This is a genomic window from Streptomyces novaecaesareae, from assembly GCF_000716875.1.
GTDB classification, from domain to species: domain Bacteria; phylum Actinomycetota; class Actinomycetes; order Streptomycetales; family Streptomycetaceae; genus Kitasatospora; species Kitasatospora novaecaesareae.
In genome coordinates this window covers 1-17,032 of sequence record NZ_JNWQ01000025.1, presented here as the reverse complement: position 1 = coordinate 17,032, position 17,032 = coordinate 1, and the positions used below count along the sequence as shown (strand labels likewise).

At 71.9% G+C, this 17,032-nt stretch carries 11 protein-coding genes and 2 pseudogenes; 7 read left to right on the top strand and 6 right to left on the bottom strand.

The window, feature by feature from the left end; genetic code table 11:
* Positions 1-44: 44 nt before the first annotated feature.
* Positions 45-1,550 carry a glycosyltransferase family 39 protein gene (locus OP86_RS12050; protein WP_051829993.1) on the bottom strand — a complete coding sequence of 502 codons (1,506 nt, stop codon included), beginning with the start codon at positions 1,548-1,550 and terminating at the stop codon, positions 45-47.
* 253 nt (positions 1,551-1,803) lie between these two features.
* On the opposite strand from OP86_RS12050, the gene OP86_RS12045 reads away from it, so the two are divergent.
* A complete protein-coding gene (locus OP86_RS12045; protein WP_030256718.1) occupies positions 1,804-3,159 on the top strand; it encodes a GH1 family beta-glucosidase in 1,356 nt (451 codons plus the stop codon).
* 109 nt (positions 3,160-3,268) lie between these two features.
* Here OP86_RS12045 and OP86_RS12040 read toward each other — a convergent pair whose 3' ends face one another.
* Positions 3,269-3,811, bottom strand: coding sequence for a thioredoxin family protein (locus OP86_RS12040; protein ID WP_030058108.1), 543 nt, complete (start codon positions 3,809-3,811; stop codon positions 3,269-3,271).
* Between the two features lie 234 nt (positions 3,812-4,045).
* Entirely contained in the window at positions 4,046-6,301 is a 2,256-nt protein-coding gene (locus tag OP86_RS12035; protein ID WP_063832354.1) for an MMPL family transporter, read from the bottom strand.
* Positions 6,302-6,443: 142 nt separating this feature from the next.
* Between OP86_RS12035 and OP86_RS12030 the strand changes: the two genes are divergently transcribed.
* Positions 6,444-7,115 carry a TetR/AcrR family transcriptional regulator gene (locus OP86_RS12030; RefSeq protein WP_033331686.1) on the top strand — a complete coding sequence of 224 codons (672 nt, stop codon included), beginning with the start codon at positions 6,444-6,446 and terminating at the stop codon, positions 7,113-7,115.
* Between the two features lie 89 nt (positions 7,116-7,204).
* Here OP86_RS12030 and OP86_RS32895 read toward each other — a convergent pair.
* Positions 7,205-8,957, bottom strand: a pseudogene (locus OP86_RS32895) (glycoside hydrolase family 35 protein).
* On the opposite strand from OP86_RS32895, the gene OP86_RS34725 reads away from it, so the two are divergent.
* The 3 genes from OP86_RS34725 (at position 8,838) to OP86_RS37140 (ending at position 10,438) form a co-directional block, all read left to right on the top strand.
* The gene (locus OP86_RS34725) at positions 8,838-9,461 is read left to right on the top strand and encodes a phosphorylase family protein (RefSeq protein WP_342447783.1); all 624 of its coding nucleotides are present in this window, start codon (positions 8,838-8,840) and stop codon (positions 9,459-9,461) included. The pseudogene OP86_RS32895 and the gene OP86_RS34725 sit on opposite strands and share 120 nt — an antisense overlap.
* Positions 9,462-9,685: 224 nt before the next feature.
* Positions 9,686-10,135: a hypothetical protein gene (locus tag OP86_RS37145; RefSeq protein ID WP_158707016.1), complete on the top strand. Its 450-nt coding sequence runs from the start codon at positions 9,686-9,688 to the stop codon at positions 10,133-10,135.
* Complete coding sequence (locus OP86_RS37140; RefSeq protein WP_030058114.1) at positions 10,136-10,438, top strand: hypothetical protein; 303 nt, start codon at positions 10,136-10,138, stop codon at positions 10,436-10,438.
* A gap of 176 nt (positions 10,439-10,614) precedes the next feature.
* On the opposite strand, the pseudogene OP86_RS39020 reads toward OP86_RS37140, so the two are convergent.
* Positions 10,615-10,800, bottom strand: a pseudogene (locus OP86_RS39020) (YbhB/YbcL family Raf kinase inhibitor-like protein); the annotation flags it as partial.
* A 202-nt stretch (positions 10,801-11,002) separates the two neighbouring features.
* Positions 11,003-11,152 (bottom strand): hypothetical protein, encoded by a 150-nt coding sequence (locus OP86_RS34715; RefSeq protein ID WP_199815164.1) that lies wholly within the window; start codon positions 11,150-11,152, stop codon positions 11,003-11,005.
* A gap of 635 nt (positions 11,153-11,787) precedes the next feature.
* On the opposite strand from OP86_RS34715, the gene OP86_RS12005 reads away from it, so the two are divergent.
* Complete coding sequence (locus OP86_RS12005) at positions 11,788-13,929, top strand: SpoIIE family protein phosphatase (protein ID WP_030058115.1); 2,142 nt, start codon at positions 11,788-11,790, stop codon at positions 13,927-13,929.
* Between the two features lie 258 nt (positions 13,930-14,187).
* Positions 14,188-16,782, top strand: coding sequence for a SpoIIE family protein phosphatase (locus tag OP86_RS12000; protein WP_051830005.1), 2,595 nt, complete (start codon positions 14,188-14,190; stop codon positions 16,780-16,782).
* The last annotated feature ends 250 nt before the right edge of the window (positions 16,783-17,032 follow it).

Sequence of the window (17,032 nt, the reverse complement as noted above, 5' to 3'; positions counted from 1 at the left end):
CTTGCCAGGAGGTCGGCCCCGGAAGGCCGGCCCAGGGGGCCTGCTCAGTCGGTCAGCGAGCAGCCCTTCTCGCTCTTGGCGGTGATCGCCTCGGCCGTGTACGGGCAGCTGAAGCCGATCCAGGTGAGCTTGGGCCACAGCTTCGCCCACGGCTCGCGGGGGTTGCGGCACACCAGGAACGGCGTGTCCTTGTCGGCGACGGGCAGGTCGGTCTCGAACTTGCCGGCGGGCTCGCAGCTCGCGAACAGCGCCCCGAACTCGTCGCGGTTCACACCGACCGCGATCACCACGTTCTTGTCGTCGGTGGGCTTTCCGAAGTCGGCGTAGGAGTTGTGTCCGCTGTAGACCTGCGGCAGGCCGTTCTGCGGGCCGAACTTGTCCAGGGCGCCCGCCAGTCCGTAGTGGTTGGCGTAGACGACGGCGTGCTCGCGGTCCTGCGGGGAGAGCGAGCGGTCGACGGCGGCGACCTCCTCGGCCAGCTGCGGCCAGCGCGACTGGTCGAGCTGGAAGACCCCGAGCGACTTCAGCACCGGGTTCGACCCGTACACCGCAATGGGCAGCACCGGGAGCATCAGCACGGAGGACAGCACCAGGTTGGCCACCAGGGCGGTGCCGGCCAGCGAGCGGCGGACGCGGGTCTTCGCCCACTCCACCGTCGCGACGGAACCCGCCGCCAGCAGCACCAGCGGGAGACCGCCGGTGTACTCGGGCTTCCCGCCGATGGCGAGCAGCAGCACCACCAGGAACAGGTAGCCGACACCGACCGGCCGGAAGGCCCGCCACGCCGGGCGGCGCAGCAGCGCCACGAGCCCGGAGATCCACACCGGGGTGAGGAACAGGCCGATCAGGATCACCTGGAACGGCACGAAGGCGACCCGGGAGTCGGACCCGAGGGCGACCTTCAACGCGTCGCTCATCTCCACCGCCGGCCAGCCGTGCGAGATCTGCCACAGCACCATCGGCACCGCGAACACCGCGGCGATCGCCGCCCCCAGCCACAGGTGCCGGCTGCGCAGGACCGCTCGTGGCCCCGCCACCAGGATGCCCACGAGCAGCGAGAGGACCAGCAGCACGAGGAGGTTCTTGGCGAGCAGGCCCACACCGGAGACGGTGCCGATGGCCAGCCAGAGCCGGGTGTCCTGGGTGCGCAGCAGGCGGACGAACAGCCAGCCCAGGGCCACCCAGGTGAGCAGGTCGGGGATGTTGGTGGTCAGCACGTGCCCGGCGTTGAGCGTGACCACCGTCGCGCCCGACGCGGCGGCGGCGAAGAGCTGGGCGCCGCGCGCGCCGCCGAGTTCGCGGGCGATGAGGCCGGACACCCACACCACCAGGCAGGCCATCAGCGCCGGGATCACGCGGAACCCGGTCAGGGTGTCGCCGAACAGCGTGGTCTCCACTCTGGCGATCACGGAGACCAGCGGGGGTTGGTCGACGTACCCCAGGGCCAGGTGTCCGCCGGAGGCCCGGTTGTACAACTCGTCGACGTGGTAGCCGTTGCGCCCCGACAGGGCCAGCAGCACCACGCCCAACCCGGCGGAGACGGCGAGCAACGGCCGCCGGTACAGCTCGGGAACCGCCGTTAAGCGGTCCTGGGAAGGGGCCGGAGAAACTTCAGTCGTCGTCGCCACGTAGCCACACTCTTTCTGTCCGCGGGTTCGGCCATGCGGATCGGATTGTCTCGGGCACGCCGCGGACGGGCGACCATGTTGACTCGTAGGAAAAGCTCGCAGGCGCCGGCCCCCTGACGACGGAGTGCCGCGCCGGTAACATGAGTCCTCCTCAGGTTTCCGTCAGGAGGCTGCCATGCCGGACCGTCTCGACCCGGACCGTCTCGACCTGCCGGCGGGATTCCGCTGGGGTGCCGCTACCGCCGCGTACCAGATCGAGGGGGCGGTGGGGGAGGACGGCCGCGGTCCGTCCGTCTGGGACACCTTCGTCGCCCGCCCCGGCGCCGTCCGCGACGGCCACACGGGCGCGGTCGCCTGCGACCACTACCACCGCTACCCCGAGGACATCGCCCTGATGAAGGGCCTGAGCCTCGACGGCTACCGCTTCTCCATCTCCTGGTCCCGCGTCCTGCCCACCGGCGCGGGCGCTGTCAACCCCGCCGGACTCGCCTTCTACGACCGCCTGGTGGACGCCCTCCTCGACGCCGGCATCACCCCGCTCCCCACCCTCTTCCACTGGGACCTCCCGCAGGCCCTGGAGGACGGTGGCGGCTGGCTCAACCGCGACACCGCCCACCGCTTCGCCGACTACGCCGCGATCGTGACCGACCGCCTCGGCGACCGCATCCCCACCTGGATCACCCTCAACGAGCCCTTCGTCCACACCGTCTTCGGCTACGCCCTCGGCACCCACGCCCCCGGCCGCACCCTCATGTTCGAGGCCCTACCGGCCGCCCACCACCAACTCCTCGCCCACGGCCTGGCCGCCTCGATCCTCCACGAGCGCGGCCTGGAGGTGATGCTCTCCAACAACCTCACCCCCGTCGAACCGGCCTCCCCCTCGGAGCCCGACCTCGCCGCCGCCCAGGCCTACGACGCCCTGCACAACCGCCTGTTCACCGACCCCGTCCTCCTCGGCCGCTACCCCGACCTCTCCGCCCTCGGCGTCCCCGACGACATCTACGGCGCCATCCACCCCGGCGACACCGACCTCATCCACACCCCCGGCCTCGACGGCCTCGGCGTCAACTACTACAACCCCACCCGCGTCGCCGCCCCCACCGACCCAGCCCTACCCTTCGACCTCGTCGACATCCCCGACGTCCCCCACACCGCCTTCGGCTGGCCCGTCGTCCCCGACGCCCTCCGCCGACTCCTCCTCGATTTGAAGGAGTCCTACGGAAAAGCCCTCCCACCCATCACCATCACCGAGAACGGCTGCTCCGTCACCGAGTCCACGACCCCCGACCAGCCCCGCATCGACTACCTGGCCACCCACCTCGCCGCCCTCGCCGCCGCCGTCACCGAAGGCGTCGACGTCCGCGGCTACTACACCTGGTCCCTCCTCGACAACTTCGAATGGGCCGAGGGCTACCACCAGCGCTTCGGCCTCGTCCACGTCGACTTCGCGACGCAGCGCCGCACCCCGAGGGCCTCGTACGCCTGGTACCGCGATCTGATCGCTGTTCATCGGAACCGTACTGTGAGGTAGCGGACCGGCCTGGTGGATCAACTCGACTTCTGGATAGCTGACTTGGGGAAGAGTGGTAGCTCAAGGTCAAGCTCCGTCACGACCGTCGGCGGTGCTCGGTCGGCTCCCGTCAAGCCCACTTGATGGAGCAGCCCATGCTTGCCCGGTGTGGCTCCGGCACGGGCTCGCCCGCCAGTACCAGGCCGACGGCGTGCCGCAGCAGCTCACCGGTGACCGGCTGCCGGTTGCCAGGGGTGGACTCGTCCATCGCGCCGCGGTAGGCCAGCTCCCGCCGGGCGTCGTACAGGAAGAAGTCCGGTGTGCAGGCCGCGTGGTACGCCCGGCCGACGGACTGGTCGACGTCGACGAGGTACGGGAAGGTCCAGCCCGTCCGTGCGACCTGGGCGCGCAGCCCGTCGGCGTCATCGGTGGGCGCGACGGCCGGGCTGTTGCTGCAGATCCCGACGACCGCCAGGTCCGGGAACTCGCCGACCAGCCGGCCGAAGACCTGCTCGACATGTCTCACGAAGGGGCAGTGGTTGCACAGGAAGGCCACCAGCAGGGCCGGTGCGGCGGCGAAGTCGTCCCGGGCCACGGTCTGGCCGTCGATCGCGGGCAGCGCGAAATCGGGCGCGGGAGTCCCGAGCGGAACCATGGTGGAGACGGCAGCCATCCGACTCACCCCCTCGGACCGACCCACGGCGGCCGGTGCGCATACCCCCATGATCCCGCCGCGGGGCCGCCGGTCGCCAGCGCCGCCCGCGGCCCGCAGGTTGTCGCGCTCGGCGCCGAGGCGTGTGATCCGACGTGATCCGACGGAGTCGGTCGGGTCCGCGCAGACCGGGGCGGCGCGTTCCGTAGCGGCGGACCGCAGGCGTCGTGGGGCGCCCGCGGTCCGCTGTAGCGACTAGCCGACCACCGCCGGGGAGCGGGGCGCCTCGGCGGCGGCCTCCGGCTGGTAGAACTCGGTGTGTCCTTCGACGTGGAGGTGGGGCAGGCGGCGGTCCAGCCAGGCGGGCAGCCACCAGTTGCCGCGGCCGAGCAGGTGCATCACGGCCGGTACCAGCAGCAGTCGGACCAGCGTGGCGTCGATCAGGATGGCCGACCCCATGCCGACGCCGATGACCTTGACCGGCAGGTCGGGCGCCGGAACGAAGGCCGCGAACACGGCGACCATGATGGCCGCCGCCGCGGTGATCACCCGCGCGGTGCCCGCCAGTCCGCTGACGATGGACTCCGCGTTGTCGTTGGTGCGCAGCCAGGCCTCGCGCATCCGGCTCACCAGGAAGACCTCGTAGTCCATCGAGAGGCCGAACAGGACGGCGAAGGTCAGCACCGGGACGAAGGCCGGCAGCGGGGTGGGGCTGTCGATGCCGATCCATCGGCCGGCGGTGCCGCCTTCGAGGACGAGGGCGACCACGCCGTACGCGGCGCCGACGGAAAGCAGGTTCATCACAGCGGCCTTGAGGGCGACGGCGAGGCTGCGGAAGGCCACCAGGAGCAGGAGCATCGACACCGTGACCACGCCGCCGACCAGTAGCGGGATGCGGCGGGAGATGTTGTCGGTGCTGTCGATCGCGCTGGCGGTCGCCCCGCCGACGTGCACCCGGACGCCGGGGCCGACCGCAGCCGGGATGACGTGATGGCGGAGGTCGCGGACCAGGGCCTTGGTGGCGCTGGACTGCGGACCGGTGTCCGGGACGACGGTGAGCAGCAGCGAGCGGCCGTCGGCGCCGGGCACCGGAGGGGTCACGGCCGTGACGCCGGGCACCGCCTTCAGCGCGGTGGGCAACGAGGCCGTCGCGTCGGCGGGGGTGCCCGGCGCCAACTCGGCGACCAGGACCAGCGGTCCGTTGCTGCCCGGTCCGAAGCCGGCGGCTACCGCGTCGTACGCCAGCCGGTTCGAGCGCCCGGCAGGGTCGTTGCCCGCGTCGGGGAAGCCGAAGCGCACGCCCAGGAACGGCGCCGCGAGCGCCAGCAGGACGACGACCCCGGTGACGGCACCGAGGACGCGGTGACGCTCGACCAGCCTGCTCCAGCGCAGCCAGCCGGCGCCCACCGAACTCTCGCCCTGGGTGGCGCGGCGCTGGGGCAGGGGCAGCCGGAGGCGCTCGATGTGTCGGCCGAGGTAGCCGAGCAGGGCGGGGAAGAGAGTGGCGGACGCGGCGATCACGACGAGCACGGAGAGGATCGCCGAGACCGCGGCGCCGCGCATGAACGACAGGCCCATCGCGAACAGCCCGAGCATGCTGACCACCACGGTCATTCCGGCGACCACGACCGCGCGGCCCGCGGTGTCCAGCGCGGCGACCGTGGCGGCTTCGGGTTCGAGCCCCTCGGCGCGCCACTCGCGGAACCGGGTGACCAGCAGCAGCGCGTAGTCGATGCCGACGCCGATGCCCAGCATCGCGGCGAGCGAGGTCGACCAGTCCGGGACCGGCATGATCGCGGCGAGGACCGGCAGCAGGGCGCTGCTGACCGCGAGCCCGCCGAGCGCGGTGAGCATCGGCAGGCCGGCGGCCACGACCGAGCCGAAGGTGATCACCAGGATCACGGCGGCGGCCGCAATGCCGATGCCCTCCGAGCCGATCGCGCCCTGCTCGGCCTGCTGGACCGTCATGCCGCCGAGGTGGACGCGCAGGCCGCCGCCGACGGGGCGGGCGAGGTCGAGCAGCCGCTGGGTGTCCGCCTTCGGCATGTCGGGGGCGACGGCGACGTCCAGGTGGATCTGCCCGAGGGCGGTGCGGCCGTCGGCCGACACCTTGCCGCGCGGGCCGTACGGGTCGTCGATGCCGCTGACGTGCGGCACCTCGGCCATCCGGGCGAGCAGGTCCTTGACCCGGTCGCGGGTGGCGGTGCCGGTCACGGTGCCGTCGGAGGTCAGCACCAGGTTGATCGATTCACCGCCCAGCCCGGGAAAGTCCCGCGTCAGCAGCTGCTGGGCCTGCTTGGAGTCCGAGCCGGGCGCGGTGTAGTCGGCGCTGTACTTGGCGCCGAGGCCGGCCGAGAGGCCGAAGGCCGCGCCGGCGGCGAGCAGCCAGAGCAGCACCGTGCGGCCCCGGTTCCGGAAGCTCCAACCGGCTATTCGGCCGAGCGGGCCGGGTCTGTGCGGCCCGCTCTCCCCGGCGGCTGTCCGCCGATCCTCGCGCAGTCCCTGGGACATGTGGTCCTCCGTACGTCGTCAGGGGCCCCGTCCCCCTGGCAAAGCGTTACGCTTCATAACGCATCTTATGAAGCGTAACGTTTCCCTCGACGGGTACGGATTGTCAACGCGGTGACTGGCACAGCGAGCCGATGGAGATGCGATGAGTGGGTCGACGGATGAGAGCGGGGGGCGGAGCCGCCGGGAGCGGCTGCGCACCGACACCGTGGAGGAGATCAAGCACGCGGCCCTGGGCCTGATCGTCGAGCGCGGCGCCGCGAACCTCCGCTTCACCGACATCGCCCGCAGCATGGGGATGACCCCGCCCGCGCTGTACCGCTACTTCGCCGACCGGGACGAGCTGCTCACCGCCCTCGTCGCCGACTCGTACGACAGCCTGTCGGACGCGTTGACGGCGACCCACGAGACCGTGCCGCCGGACGACCTGGACGGACGCTTCGTGGCCACCTGCACCGGCTACCGGACCTGGGCGCAGCGGAATCCGGAGCGCTTCGCCCTCATCTTCGGCTCCCCCGTGCCCGGGTACGCGGCCCCACCGGACGGACCGACCGTGGTGGCCGCCCGGCGGGCGATGGAGCACATGGCCGAACTCGTCGCCGACACGGCCGAACGCGGCCGGATCGGCAGCCCACTGGTGCCGGACGCGGCGGAATCCCTGATGCTGGCCTGGGCCACCGTGCACGGCTTCGTCGCCCTCGAGGTGCACGGTCACTTCCACGCGCTCGACCAGGACGCGCGGGACCGCCTCTTCGCAGTCCAGGCGGGCGTCGCCGCGCGCACCGCGGGCCTGTCGCCGGCCGTGGACCAGTGGTGATCACCGTCGAGCGCGGACGCTTCCCGGCCGCCTGGTGCATCGAACGACTCCGCGAACTCCTCGCGACCGCAGGATCCTTCGGTACCTGGTCATTCCTCGGTGGGGCCGAGGTCGGGTAGCCCACGCAGGTCGATGGTGGCGGCGAGGTGGGCCGCGTGCAGTTCCAGCACGGTGATCTCGTTCGGCCCCGGGCGCAGGACGGGGTCGGGCAGGTAGAGCGAGCGTTGGGGACCGCGGGACCAGAACCGGCCGAGGTGGAAGCCGTTGACCCAGACGTTGCCCTTGGTCCAGCCGGGCAGGTGGACGAAGGTGTCGGCCGGTGTGTCGACCTCGAAGGTGCCGCGGTGGAAGGACGGGCCGATGGCGGGCTCGGCGCCGCTGGTGAAGGCGAGGCCGGTGAGTGAGGTGAGGGGGAGCGGTCGGCTGGTCCAGCCTGTGGGTTCGATGCCGTTGAGGCGGACCTTTCCGAGGAGTCCCTTGCGGTCGTGGATGCCCGGTCCGTAGTTGACCCGGCCCTGGTTCTCCACGAGCAGGCGCAGGACGCTGCCCTTGTGGGGGGCGGTGAGCGCGATGGCGTGTTCGTGGTTCTCGCGTTCCAGGACGCCCACGGGCTGGCCGTCGACGAAGACCTGGGCCCGGTCGCGTACGTGCTCGATCTCCAGCAGCGCGGGGCCTGCGGTGGGCAGGACGGTCTCGTAGAGGACGAAGCCGAAGTCCTGGCCGAGCTGTTCCATGGTGAGCGGCCGCTCGGAGGCCACCGGGGTGCCCAGGAAGGGCAGGTTGTCGAACAGCGGAGCGCATTCGGTCAGGGCGATGCCTGGTGCGGCAAGCTTCGTGCCGCGTCCGGGTGTCGGATCGGTGGGCACGGGCGCGTACTTGGCGATGACCTCTCGGAACGCCTCGTACTTCTCGGTGGGGTCGCCGCTCTCGTCGAGGGGGGCGTCGTAGTCGTAGGAGGTGACGGTGGGGCGGTAGGTGTGCTTGTCGTTGGCGCCGTTGGTGAAGCCGAAGCTGGTGCCGCCGTGGAACATGTACAGGTTGACCGAGGCGCCCGTCGCCAGGAGGTCGTCCAACTCCCGTGCGGCATCGGCGGCTTCGCGGACCACGTGACGGCCGCCCCAGCGGTCGAACCAGCCGTTCCAGAACTCGCTGCACATCAGCGGACCGGTGAGCTGGTGGGCGCGCAGAGCGGCGAGACCGCGCCGGGCGTCGCTGCCGAAGTTGGCGGTGGCGAGCGTGCCGGGGAGTGCGCCGCGCTCCAGGTCGGCCGGCTGATCGCAGGTGAAGAGGGGGACGTCGACACCGAGGCGGCGCAGGAGTTGGGCGAGGTGGGCGATGTGGGCGGTGTCCTCGTCGTAGGCGCCGTACTCGTTCTCCACCTGCACCGCCAGGACAGGGCCGCCGCGCGTGGCCAGCCGGTCCAGCAGAGGGGGGGAGCAGGTGGGTGAGGTAACTCTCCACGGCGGTGAGGTACTTCGGGTCCTGGCTGCGCAGCCGGATGCCGGGCTCGGCCAGCAGCCAGGAGGGCAGGCCGCCGCCCTCCCACTCGACGCAGATGTAGGGCCCGGGGCGCAGCAGGACGTGGAGCCCCTCTGCGGCGGCGAGGTCGAGGAAGGCCGCAAGGTCGAGCTCCGCATCGAGGCGGAACGCATCCGGCCGTGGGTGGTGGAGGTTCCACGGGACATAGGTCTCAACCGTGTTGAGTCCCATCAGGCGGGCCTTGTGCAGGCGGTCGGCCCAGTGGTCGGGGTGGACGCGGAAGTAGTGCAGGCCGCCGGAGATGATCCGGAACGGCTCGCCGTCGAGCGTGAAGTCGTCGCCTTCGATCTGGAGGACGGGCATGGTGCGGGGTGCTCGACTCTGCGCGTGGCGCTCGCCGAGACCGGGCCGGGCAACCGCTCCGCGGCCGTCATCACCGAGCATGCTCGACAGCTGTTCGATCCCGAGGTGCTGTTCTTCGTCGGCGTCGCCGGCGCCCTGAAGGACGACATCGCCATCGGGGACGTGGTGGTGGCCACCACCGTGCACGCCTACCACGGCGGCAAGGACAACGTCGAGGGGTTCCTCGCCCGGCCGGAGGGATGGCCGGCCTCGCACGCTCTCTGGCGGACGGTTTGCTGCATGCCGACACCAGCGCCGAGCAGCGGTCACGCGCTGCCGCCCACGCAGCCGCCGCCACCGTCGCCATCCTGCGCGACCTTCCCCGGCGGGCGGCGCCGGTCGACCAAGCCGGCGGTTATGTCCCCGGTCCTGCTCTGCCGCGCGTTCTGGCCCCCGACCGTGCCTCGCTCCAGGCGTACAAGTTCCCGCCGGTCGCCCGTCATGACCTTCTCGACGCCGCGCTGAGAGCACGGGACCTGCAGCAGGAACACGGTGCCGGATCCCGGGTCGCTCTGGTCCTGACCGGCGAGGGCGGGATCGGCAAGAGCGTACTGCTCGGTCAACTGCTGCAGCGCCTCGAACGCGACTCCGGCGCGGTCGTCCTGGTGTCGTGCGCACAGTTGTCGCATGACGCCGTGTCCGATGGGCCCGTCGGGGCCGACCGAGCGCTCGGCGCAGGCGCCAGGCCCGTGGACGCTCTGGGAATCACCGAGATTCTCACCCGTCTGCGTGCCCGTCACGGGCATGTGACGCTGCTCGTCGACACGCTCGACCTGATCCTCGACCGCCGTACGGTGCCCGGCCTGTCGGCGGTGCTGACGGAGGCGCTGGACATCGGCGACGTGGTCATGACCTGCCGCGACCACGAGTACCAGACGTACCTGCAGCAGGCCAGGCAGAGCGCACCCAGGTTGGCGGGGCGGCTCGTCCGGTTCGGGGTACCCCTGCTCCTGCCCGAGGAGATCATCGACTGGGCCCGGAACCACCTGCGTGCGACGAACCCGGAACCGACGGCGTCCGACCAGGCGTTCATCGGAGTGCTGGAGGGCAAGGTGGCGAGGCCAGGCCCGCTCCGCCAGGTCTGCGCGCTACCCGTGCGCCTGACGATGGCCTGCAGTGTCTACGCGGGCGAAGGCTAGGTGCCGGAGGAGCTGACGGCCACGCGGCTGTACGACGACTACTGGCATGCCCGGGTGCGAACCGTCGGCGGGATGGAGGATCCGACCAAGGAACGGGCGGCACTTGAGTTGGCCAGGCTGCTTGTGACGGCCGGCGGCACGCTGACCGTCCGGGGGCCGAAGGGCCTCCTGGGCACCGACCTCGACCACGGGATCGGTCTCCTGGTCAGCGAAGGCGTGGTCCGAAGCCTGCGCGACCACTGGGAGTTCTTCCACCAGAGCTTCGGCGAGTACGCGCACGGGCGCTGCGACCGACGGCGGTGAGTGTGTTGCCGGCCAGCTCTCTGCCCTTGAGGGCGTGGTGTACCGCGGCGGAGTTCGGGCGACTGTGTAGGGGCAGCGGCTCGGAGACGGCGGACAAGCGGAAGACGTAGCGGTGCGGGTGTCCCGGGAGGCGGCATCGGACCGCCCCAGCCGGACTTTCCGAAGTCGTTGGGCCACTGCTGCGCGCCCTGGGGTTTCGCGCCCTCCGACATGCTGGAGCTGGCCGGATCGATGTCCGTGACCAGCCAGTGAAGGAAGGTGCCGCCAGGCGCGTCGGGGTCCTCGCAGAGCAGGACCAGCTCCACTGCATCGTCCGGTACCCCCGACCAGGTCAGTGGGGGCGACACGTTGTCGCCCTCCATGCTGTGGCGGCGGGGGATGCCCCCGCGGTCGTCGAAGGCTGTGCTCATGAGTGCGATTCCGGTCATGCGCAGCGCGGTAGCCGAAGCAGCCCCGGAGGCCACGGATGTTTCGCTCGTGCCACCCGAGCGGCCGACACAGAGGATCGACCCGTGGACAGTGCCATCGACGGCCCGTCGCCGTGCGGCCAGGGCGGCGGGCCGGTCAGACGTCCTTCTCCATGGCGCCCTCGTCCTTGCGCCCCAGGCCCGCCGCGCGTGCGGCGACCTCGAAGAGCGAGAGGTAGTCGGCCTCGGCGTAGCCCGGGCCGATGGCGGTCTGGATCAGCTGGTGGACCATCGCGGCGATGGGCATCGGGACCTCAAGAGCGTGGGCGGCTCCGGGCCCCAGGTCATGGTCTTTGCGCAGCCGAATCATGTCCGATGTGCCGGCGTCAGGGTGGCCGACTCGCCACAGATCAACCGCACCAACTGGGTTGAACCGTTGTGCTCGACAGATCCGCCGGCGAGGGGTCGCGGCCTTGCTGGAGGAGGGCCGTCGGCGCCCGACGGACCCGAAGGGCGCCGGGCCGTCCGAGACTTCGGCGACCGGACGGGCGTCTGCGCTCAGGAGGTGAAGTCGAGGCGCACGAACGGGTCGTGGTGGATGCGATCGAATGGCACTCCGGAGTGGTACAGCGCCCGGGCGGTGCTGTGGATCATGGGCGCGGGGCCGCTGACGTAGGCGTCGTGGTGTTGATGCCCGAGCGCAGGGCCTCGCAGACGAACGTCGAAGTGTGGTGATCAGACCGAGTACGGCGAGCCGGAAGTCGATCGTCCGAGGCGGGCGGCCCGAGGTTCCGCCGACGACTTCGTTGCTCACCACGTACTGATCGGGTTGCCTCGATCGCGTCGGACCCCGGTGGACACGACGGGACGGACGGTGCGGGCCGAGCCACTATGGGAGGGGGCCTACGGGTTTCACTGGTCGGCTCGAATGGGGTGCTCGTGATGGGCGTGCCATGGCATCGGTCGCCGGGGCCCGGACGCGAGGCCGCCGAGGCTCCGGCCGGGCGCGGACTGGAGGAGGCGGCGCGGATCCTGCGGTCGGCGCCGGCCCGGCTCGACGCGCACATCGGCGGGCTCTACCTGTTGTCGGAGGACCGGCAGGTGCTCGAACTGGCCGTGACCCTGGGGGCCGCCCGGCAGTTCACCAGGCCGTGGCAGCGCGTCGGCATCACCGCACCGGTACCGGTGGCCGAAGCGGTGCGCAGCGGCCTGGTCGTATGGGTGGGCGGCACGGAGGACATGGCGCGCAGGTACCCGAGGGTCGCGGTGGCCATGCCGTACGCGTTCTGCCTCGCGGCTGCTCCGCTCGTCACGCGGCGGACCGCGTACGGGGCCGTCTTCGTGCTCTGGCCCGCCGCGCATCCCCCCGAGATGTCGCCCGGTGAACGGGACCGGTTCGACGCGTTCGCCGATCGCCTGGCCGAGGTGCTGGCGGACGCGGCCCGGGCGGGCCGACCGGTCCGGGCCGGCCAGCGCCCCGGGGTGGCGGAGAGTGGCTCCGCCGCCCCCCTCGCCACGATGGCGGAACGGCTTCCGGAGGGCGTGTGCGACATCGATCTGGACGGCAGGCTGGCCGCGGTCACCCCGGCCGCCGCCGAGTTGCTGGGTGTACCGGTCGAGCGGCTGCTGGGCGCGCGGCCGTGGGCGGTCCTGTCGTGGCTGCGGGATCCGGTGTACGAGTACCACTACCGGGCCGCAGTGATCAGTGGGCAGTCCACCTCCTTCGTCGCGTTGCGGCCGCCGGACCGGTGGCTGTTGTTCGAGCTCTTCCCTGACCCGTCCGGACTGACCGCGCGGATCGTCGCCGCTGACGTCGTCGCCGCCGACTGCGACAGGCCCGTCGGGACCCCGCCCGAGCGGGCCACGCACACACGTCCCGGAGCGCTGTACCACCTCCTCCACCTCGCGGGCGCGCTGACCGAGGCCGTCGGCGTGCAGGACGTGGTGAGCATGGTCTCCGAGCAGATCGTGCCGGCTTTCGGGGGCCGAGCCGTGGCGGTGCTGATGGCCGAAGGGGGCCGACTGCGCATCGTGGGCCATCGCGGCTATCCGCCCGGCCTGGTCGACCAGTTCGACGGCACCCCGCTGACCGAGTCCACCCCCGGCGTCCAGGCGTCCACCAACCCCGTGCCGGCGTACTTCGAGACCCGTGCAGAGCTGGAGCGGCTCTACCCGGGCCGCCGGGAGACCCAGGACGGGATGGCCGCCTGGGCCTATCTGCCGCTGGTGACCTCGCGAAGGCTGATCGGCACCTGCGTGCTGGCCTTCGCCGAGCCGCACCACTTCGATCTCGAGGAACGCGCCGTCCTCACCTCGCTCGGTGGACTGATCGCCCAGGCCCTGGACCGCGCCCGGCTGTACGACACCAAGCTCGGCCTCGCCCAGGGCCTCCAGGAGAGCCTGCTGCCCCGTGCGCTGCCGGACGTTCCGGGCCTGGAGGTCAGCGCCCGCTACCTGCCGTGCACCGAGGGCATGGACATCGGGGGCGACTTCTACGACCTCATCCGGGTCGGGCCCGACGACGTGGCCGTCGTGATCGGCGACGTCCAGGGCCACAACGTCAACGCCGCCGCGCTGATGGGCCAGGTCCGTACCGCCGTCCGTGCCTTCGCCGCAGCCGACGCCGACCCGAGCACCGTGCTCTCCCGCACCAACCGGCTGGTCGCCGACCTGGACACGGCCCTGCTGGCCAGCTGCGCCTACCTTCGCGTCGACCTCGCCCGCCGGGAGGCCTGGCTCGCCGATGCCGGCCACCCCGTGCCACTGCGGTACGGCCCGGACGGCCGGGCGGGCGCGCTGGAGCCGCTCATCGGCCTGGTGCTGAACGTCGACCCCGCCGCCGACTACCCGCAGATCCGCGTCGACCTGTCGATCGGTACCACTTTGGCCCTGTACACCGACGGCCTCATCGACACGCCCGGTGTGGACCTCGACCAGGCGCTGGCCGACCTGACCGCCACGCTGGCCCGCCACGGCGGCGAACCACTCGACAGGCTGGCCGATGCTCTCGTCGACCGGGCAGGCCACGGAGAGCACCGCACCGACGACGTCGCGCTGCTGCTGATCCGGTCCGTGCCCCGGTGAGCCGGGACGGGGGCCGGATCGCCTCCGCGGTCGGCGGGTGCGGTGGACCCGGGGCGCTCTGGTCAGGGCCCGGTGTGCCGTGTCCCGTTCGTGCCGGGGCGGGACCATGGGTGTATGGCGAGAGACACGGGCCCCGGTCCCCGGGCTCCGGGCCGAGCGGGTGGTCGGCCTGGCCGGCAGTATCCAAGTCCGGTCCCGGGGGATCCTTCGGTGCGGCGTCTGCGGTCGGTGCTGAGCATCCGCAGTGTCGCCGGTCAGATGTTCCTCCTGCAGGTGTCGATCGTGCTGCTGCTCGTGGTGGTGGCGGTCATCGCGCTTTTGATCGAGTCCCGCAGCGACCGGTTCGCGGCAGCGCGCGACCGTTCGCTCGCCGCGGCCGAGGCGTTCGCCCACAGCCCCGGTCTGGTGGCGACGATGCAGGGCCCCGATCCCAGCGCGGTGCTGCAGCCGCTGACCGAAGCAGCCCGTAAGGACGCCAAGGTCGACTTCATCGTGGTGACCGACCGGAACGGCATCCGCTTCACCCACCCCGAGCCGGAGCAGATCGGCAAGAAGTTCGTCGGCACCATCGGGCCGTCGCTGCAGGGTCAGGTCACCGTCGAGCAGGTGCACGGCCCGCTCGGCCTGGAGTACCAGGTGGTGGTCCCGGTGGAGGACACCCACGGCGGGGTCGTGGGCATCGTGTCCGCCGGGATGAAGGTCGCCAACGTGAGCAGCGCGATCGACCGCCAGCTGCCGGTCGTCCTGGGCGCGGGCACCGTGGCGCTGGGCCTGGCTACGGCCGGAACGGCGCTGGTGGGCAGGCGGCTCCTGCGGCAGACCCATGGCTTGGGACCGGAGGAGATGACCAGGATGTACGAGCACCACGACGCGGTGCTCCACGCGGTGCGTGAAGGCGTGGCCATCGTCAGCGGCGACGGCCGGGTCCTGCTCGCCAACGACGAGGCGCGCCGACTCCTGGACCTGCCCCCCGACGCGGAGGGGCATGCGGTCACCGACCTCGGCCTCGACCCCCGTACGACCGAACTGCTGCTGTCCGACAGCGCGGTCACCGACGAGGTGCTCCCCGTGGGCGGCCGCCTGCTGGCCGTCAACAACCGCCCCACCGACAGCGGGGGAGGCCCCTCCGGCAGCGTCACCACCCTGCGCGACTCCACCGAGCTGCGCGCCCTGGCGGGGAAGGCCGAGGTCGCCCGCAGTCGGCTCAGGTTGCTGTACGACGCGAGTATGGCCATCGGAACCACCCTGGACGTCCGGCGCACCGCCGAGGAACTCGCCGAAATGGCCTCCCGGGAATTCTGCGACTACGCCACGGTCGACCTCGCCGACGAGGTGCTGCGCGGTGAGGAACCGCGGACCCTGACGGCCGGTGCCACGGTGGAGCTGCGGCGGGTGGCGGTCGCGGGCATCCGGGACGATTCGCCGCTGTACCCCCCGGGCAAACTGGTCCGGTGGGCGGGCAGCACCCCGCAGGCGGCGGGCTTCGTCAGCGGGCGGTCCGCGCTCGTCCCCGAGGTGGCGACGGACGCCGGGTGGCGCAGGCAGGACGCCGAGCTCACGCAGGCGGTGCTGGACTTCGGCCTGGCGTCGTTGATCGCCGTTCCGCTGACGGCACGGGGTGTGCTGACGGGCGTCGCCTGCTTCTGGCGCGGCCGGGACCGGGGCCCGTTCGAGGACGACGAGCTGTCCCTGGCCGGGGAGCTGGCCGCCCGCGCCGCAGTGTCCGTCGACAACGCCCGCCGCTTCACCCGCGAGCACACGATGGCCGTCACCCTGCAGCACAGCCTGCTGCCGCGCGCGTTGCCCGAACAGGGCGCCCTCGACGTCGCCTACCGCTACCTGCCCGCCCAGGCAGGGGTCGGCGGCGACTGGTTCGACGTCATCCCGTTGCCGGGTGCCCGGGTCGCGCTCGTCGTCGGCGACGTGGTCGGCCACGGCGTGCACGCGGCCGCCACCATGGGCCGCCTGCGCACCGCCGTCCAGAACTTCTCGACCCTCGACCTGCCGCCGGACGAGCTCCTCGGGCACCTGGACGAACTGGTCGCCCACCTGGACCAGGAAACGGCCGCGGCCGGGGGTGCGCTCGCGATCACCGGCGCCACCTGCCTCTACGCGATCTACGACCCCAGCACCGCCACCTGCGCGCTGGCCCGGGCCGGCCACCCCCCGCCCGCCCTCGTCCACCCGGACGGCACGGTGGAGCTCCTCGGCCTCCCCGCCGGTCCGCCGCTCGGCCTGGGCGGGATGCCCTTCGAAGCCGTGGAGCTGCGACTGCCACCGGGGAGCAGCCTGATCCTCTACACCGACGGCCTCATCGAGGACCGCACCCGCGACATCGGTGTCGGCCTGGACGTCCTCACGAGCGTCCTGGCCCGCCCCGACCGATCACCCCGGGAGATCTGCGAGGCCGTGATCGACGCCCTGCTGCCCGCCCGCCAGACCGACGACATCGCCCTCCTCGTCGCCCGCACCCGCGTACTGGAGCCCGACCGGACCGCCGAGTGGGCGGTGGCCTCTACTCCGGAGACCGTCGCCCAGGTCCGTGCCGAGGCCACCCGACAGCTCGCCGAGTGGGGTCTCGACGAGGCCGTCTTCGTCACCGAACTGGTGCTCAGCGAGCTGGTGACCAATGCCATCCGCTACGCCACCGCACCGATCAGGGTGCGGCTGCTGTACGACCGCACACTGATCTGTGAGGTCTCCGACGCCAGCAGCACCGCCCCGCACCTGCGCTACGCGGTCGCGGAGGACGAGGGCGGCCGCGGCCTGTTCCTCGTCGCCCGGCTCACCGAACGCTGGGGCGTCCGCTACACCCCCGAGGGAAAGATCATCTGGGCCGAGCAGTTCCTGTGACGGGGCGTCCCGCCCACCGGGCCCGTGGCCGAGCGGCCGGAGAAGGCCCAGGCGCTCCGCACCGTACGATGACAGTCTGTTCGACGGGCCGAGGGTTACCACCAGCGCTTCGGCCTCGTCCACGTCGACTTCGCCACCCAGAAGCGCACGCCTAGTGTCCTGCGCCGGAGATCCGTCGGCAGAATCGGGCAAGGGAGTCGAGGATCTCGTCGGCGGTCTTGGTCCAGGTGAACGGTGTGGGGTCCTCGTT

Bases quoted from the DNA above. Each gene is read 5' to 3' on its own strand.
- OP86_RS12035 (WP_063832354.1), bottom strand. From the start codon at position 6,301: ATGTCCCAGGGACTGCGCGAGGATCGGCGGACAGCCGCCGGGGAGAGC.
- OP86_RS12030 (WP_033331686.1), top strand. From the start codon at position 6,444: ATGAGTGGGTCGACGGATGAGAGCGGGGGGCGGAGCCGCCGGGAGCGG.
- OP86_RS12040 (WP_030058108.1), bottom strand. From the start codon at position 3,811: ATGGCTGCCGTCTCCACCATGGTTCCGCTCGGGACTCCCGCGCCCGAT.
- OP86_RS34715 (WP_199815164.1), bottom strand. From the start codon at position 11,152: ATGCCCATCGCCGCGATGGTCCACCAGCTGATCCAGACCGCCATCGGC.
- OP86_RS12005 (WP_030058115.1), top strand. From the start codon at position 11,788: ATGGGCGTGCCATGGCATCGGTCGCCGGGGCCCGGACGCGAGGCCGCC.
- OP86_RS12045 (WP_030256718.1), top strand. From the start codon at position 1,804: ATGCCGGACCGTCTCGACCCGGACCGTCTCGACCTGCCGGCGGGATTC.
- OP86_RS12000 (WP_051830005.1), top strand. From the start codon at position 14,188: ATGTTCCTCCTGCAGGTGTCGATCGTGCTGCTGCTCGTGGTGGTGGCG.